Below are 257 nucleotides of genomic sequence, written 5' to 3'. Positions count from 1 at the left end.
CATTCGTTGGGTGCGACGCGGTTGGTGTCGCGGTTGCGGTCGGTTTTGGGTGTTGAGGTGCCGGTGCGGGTGGTGTTCGAGCGGCCGTCGGTGGCGGGGTTGGCGGAGTTTGTGGGTTCGGCGGGTCGGGCTCGTGCGGGTGTGGTGGTGGCGGAGCGTCCGGTGCGGGTGCCGTTGTCGGCGGAGCAGCGCCGGTTGTGGTTCTTGTATCGGTTGGAGGGTCCGAGCTCGACGTACAACGTGCCGCTGGTGCTGCG

1 protein-coding gene is annotated in these 257 nt (G+C 68.5%); it reads left to right on the top strand.

Translation table 11 applies throughout. The features are described from left to right. Nucleotides 1–6: 6 nt before the first annotated feature. On the top strand, nucleotides 7–257 hold a 251-nt coding region (locus ODJ79_RS47410), incomplete at its 3' end, for a phosphopantetheine-binding protein (protein WP_411267458.1).

This window comes from Actinoplanes sp. KI2 (assembly GCF_025630775.1).
Taxonomy (GTDB): Bacteria; Actinomycetota; Actinomycetes; order Mycobacteriales; family Micromonosporaceae; genus Actinoplanes.
Note: the sequence above shows the minus strand (reverse complement) of the source record. Positions and strands in the feature narration are given on the sequence as shown.